The 3,629-nt window shown below is 48.5% G+C and carries 4 protein-coding genes and 1 pseudogene; 1 reads left to right on the forward strand and 4 read right to left on the reverse strand.

All coding sequences use genetic code 11. The annotated features are described in order from the left end of the window. Positions 1 to 343, forward strand: a pseudogene (locus ACTHUE_RS13065) (putative phage abortive infection protein); the annotation flags it as partial. 155 nt (positions 344 to 498) lie between these two features. On the opposite strand, the gene ACTHUE_RS13070 reads toward ACTHUE_RS13065, so the two are convergent. The 4 genes from ACTHUE_RS13070 to ACTHUE_RS13085 all read right to left on the reverse strand — a co-directional run. After that, positions 499 to 801: an ArsR/SmtB family transcription factor gene (locus ACTHUE_RS13070; protein WP_107791816.1), complete on the reverse strand. Its 303-nt coding sequence runs from the start codon at positions 799 to 801 to the stop codon at positions 499 to 501. Positions 802 to 880: 79 nt separating this feature from the next. Further along, positions 881 to 1,402, reverse strand: coding sequence for a rhodanese family protein (locus ACTHUE_RS13075; RefSeq protein WP_315114280.1), 522 nt, complete (start codon positions 1,400 to 1,402; stop codon positions 881 to 883). Positions 1,403 to 1,414: 12 nt separating this feature from the next. Continuing rightward, complete coding sequence (locus ACTHUE_RS13080) at positions 1,415 to 1,609, reverse strand: YgaP family membrane protein (RefSeq protein ID WP_036491196.1); 195 nt, start codon at positions 1,607 to 1,609, stop codon at positions 1,415 to 1,417. Positions 1,610 to 2,077: 468 nt separating this feature from the next. Beyond that, positions 2,078 to 3,629 (reverse strand): TonB-dependent receptor plug domain-containing protein (locus tag ACTHUE_RS13085; protein ID WP_440423673.1); only part of this gene is annotated, 1,552 nt, incomplete at its 5' end.

Here is a 3,629-nt window from a genome sequence, read left to right on the forward strand (position 1 = left end):
ATATTATGGTCTAATTCGAGGATTAACACCACCATACATTCAATTTCTTATTTTGTTTAATTCACTAGGTTATAGAGAAAAAGAAAAAGAAAAAAACTATACAGATTTATTAATTGAATCGAAATTCTTTGAGCATTTACCAATAACTGAAAGCTGGTTGACTGACGTTTACTTATTTGATCAAGAAGTTGAAAGAGAAAATAGAAATCCCTTGAAGGAAGAAGAAAAAAATCTTACCTCACTTCTTGAAGAATATATTTTTTCTGGAAAAGTCATAGACACAGATGCTTTTGGGCGAAGCATTTATTTGGAGAAGCATTTATTTAAAGCAAGCAAGCTGTAGTACGTATTAAACCTGTAGAGACGGGGTGTGTGAGGTACACAGGCACGCGGGCTTTAAGTGTAAATATAGAAGCAGTATAAAAAGGTCATCTGAAAATAAATACAATAAAGGCCGTCTGAAAAATTTTCAGACGGCCTTCCTATTTCGGCAACATTTCAAAATTTTTCTGCGCAGAAAAAGGAATACAGCAACTGTATCATCTCGGTTACCCTCGGGTCGGCAATGTAATATTGCCGTTCCCGATGGTTCACCTCAAACGATACCAAACCGGCTTCACGTAGTAGGGCTAATTGGCTGGACATTGCCGCTTGCGGCAGTCCGGATGATTCAGCCAACTCAGTTACATTGTGCGGCCTTTCATGTAGTTTGCACAATACGGCGAGGCGGTTGGGATTGGCCAGTAGTTTGAGAAAAGCGCTGGCTTCTTCGTAGGGTGGTTGATTGTCGGCAATAGTCATTTTTCACGCTTTTCGGCAAATGAGGAGGTCGAATTATCAGTCATAATGTCCTCAGCAGCAACTTTCAGACGGCCTTTGCTTAATGATTCCATGGCATTTTGGCCAGCAGGCGCGCCATGCCGCAGAATCCGGTTAACCCCGCCGTCAACAGGCCAGCGCCGACCATCACGTCTATCAGATAAAACCAAGGCGATACCAACCAACCTGCCAGCACGCCTAACAGAATCAAACTGCCCGCAATGGTTTGCACCTGCCGCATGATGTCCGGTGCGGCACGGTCGGCAACAATAGGAAGCCCTGCAGCTTTCCATGCCTGTAAGCCGCCTTCTAGAATATAGCATTCTCGACCTTGGCCAAGCGCTGACAATATTGTTTCTGCCTGTGTTGTACGTTTACCGCTCAGGCAATAAAAAATCAGGCATGGGGCTGTATCATCGGGCAGTTTGTCTCGCTGCTGCTCAGGCGGAAGGGATAATGCGCCGCCAATATGCCCGCCCCGATATTCGGCTTGGCTTCTGATATCGACTACCAACGCGCCCTCACGGATTTTTGCCATTGCTTCGGAAGGCGTGATTCGCGGGAGTTGTCCGACCGTACTCATGTTTTGCCTTCGTTATTTTTTGTTGATGCGGCAGGTGTTGATGCCCAATAAGCTGTACAGCGCACAGTTGCCAATCAGTGCTGTACCCAGAGGGATGATGCCCAGCCAACCCCACCAGCCAATGTGTCCGGTAGCGGCTGCAGCAATCAGTGCAACACCGATAACAATACGGATTACGCGATCCAAAGTACCCAAGTTTCGTTTCATTTTATTGCTCCTTGTTTCAGAATGAATTGTCTATAAATAAACATATATAACAAAAATCATATATTAGAAATATTATAGCTTTAAAGATGACTTTGTCAAATGGTTTACAGTAAAAGTGTAATGAATATTTGCATTGTATTTTTTAGACGTACAAATAGAATCAATCTCCAACGGCATGGTTAAATGTAAAAATACAGCCTTTATTTTTTAGAGGTACTGGAGATGATCTATGTAAGATGTTATTTATATTGGAAGAATGAGTAGTCAGTTTTCAGAAGGAATAAAATCATGACCGATTTGGAAAAGAAGTCCAATGGAGACGATTTGAAGACTGGATAATCCGTTGTGTAACTAGCAAGGGAGAGGAAATACTTTAAAATCAAATTGTCTACGAATTATAAAAGGCCGTCTGAAAACTGAATTTCAGACGGCCTTTTATTTCCTTATAACGTCATAATGTTCGTATCATTAGAAACGATAGTTCATGCCCAAGGCAAACTCGCGGCCGCGTTCGTAGAAGGGCACGCGTCCGTTGCCGTCGGGGAAGCGTTGGCTGTGCGAACGGTATTGCTTGTTGCCGATGTTGTTGACGGCGAAGTTGACGTTCAGGTTGTCTTTTTTCAGCGGCTGCCAGTTGGCGTAGATGTCGTGTACGCCGTAACCGGCTTTTTTGCCGTGTATCGTGCCTTGTCCGCGGGCGACGTCGGTGTATTTCACGCTTTGGGCGTAGCGACCGCGCCAGCCAATTTCGAGTTTGTGGTTTTCAAACTGATAAGACAGGCCGGTCAGCCATTGGCGGCCGGTGTTCCAGAAGGTGAACGAGCTTTCGTGGTCTTCCGCTTGAATCGGGCTTTCGCCGTAGTACATTTCGCCGTTCAGACGCGGTTTGACGTAGGATACGCCGGCGCGCGCGGTCAGGCCGCCCCAGCGGTAGGATGCGTCAAGTTCGTAGCCGTAGGTTTTGAGCGTGCCGCCGTTGTAAATCTTGCCGCGTTCGGTGATGGAGGCGGTGTTGTTATTGATTTTTGCCCAACGATAGACGATGAGGTCTTTGATGCGTTGGTGGAACACGCTGCCACTGACGTTGAAATTGTCGTTGCGCCATCTGAAGCCGAGTTCGGCGCGGCGGGCGGTTTCGGCTTTGAGGTTGCTGTCCAAATCGGCGGCGGCGCCTGCGCGTTCGTTAGCCAACAGGGCTTCGTTCAGGCGGGGCGCACGGCTTGCCTGATTGAGGTTTGCCAAGAGGGAGAAGTTGTCGTTGATGTCCCAAATCGCGCCGATGCTGGGGTTGAGCTGTCCGTGCGACGCGCTTTGTCTGCTGGCGGCGTTGTATTTGAAATGGTCGTAACGCAGGCCGGTGGTCAGGGTAACGGGGTGCAGGTTCCAAATGCCTTCCGCGTACACGCCGTATTCGGCTTTTTTCTCTTTGTCGCGGTCATACAGGCCGAGAATCTTCAGCCATGCGCCTTTGTCGGACGGCTCGGAGGTTTCGTGGCGGTAGTTGACGCCGTATTTCACCATGTGTCCGTCGCCGAAGGAGCTGGCGAGGTTCAGATTTGCGCCGGTTGCTTTGATTTTGCTTAACTCAAGCTTGCCGATGGGAACGCCGCCTTGCGCCGTGCCGGAAGCTTGGGCTTTTGGAGAAGGCGCGCCTTTAGGCGGTTTGGTGTCGTCGGTATTGATTTGGAAGACGTTGGCGTCGATTTTGTCGAGGAAACCGACGTTGCGGCCGCGGTATTCCAGATTGTAGGTCTGCTCTTTTTGATAAGTGCCGTCCACGCCGACATAGCTGTCAACGTTTTGGAACTCGGCTTTGTCGGTGCGGTTGCCTTTTTGGTATTCCTGACGGTAGGTCAGGCGGATGCCGTGGTCGTCGTTGAAGTCGTAGCCGAGTTTGGCGAGGTAGCTGTGCTGTTTCAGACGACTGCCGTGGTTGACATTGCCGTTGCCGTCTTTGTAGTCGCGGTTGTTGAGGAAGTTGCCTGCAAACAGGGCATCGAAGCCGTTTTGATAGCCGTAA

It is taken from the genome of Neisseria sp. P0021.S005 (assembly GCF_051956955.1).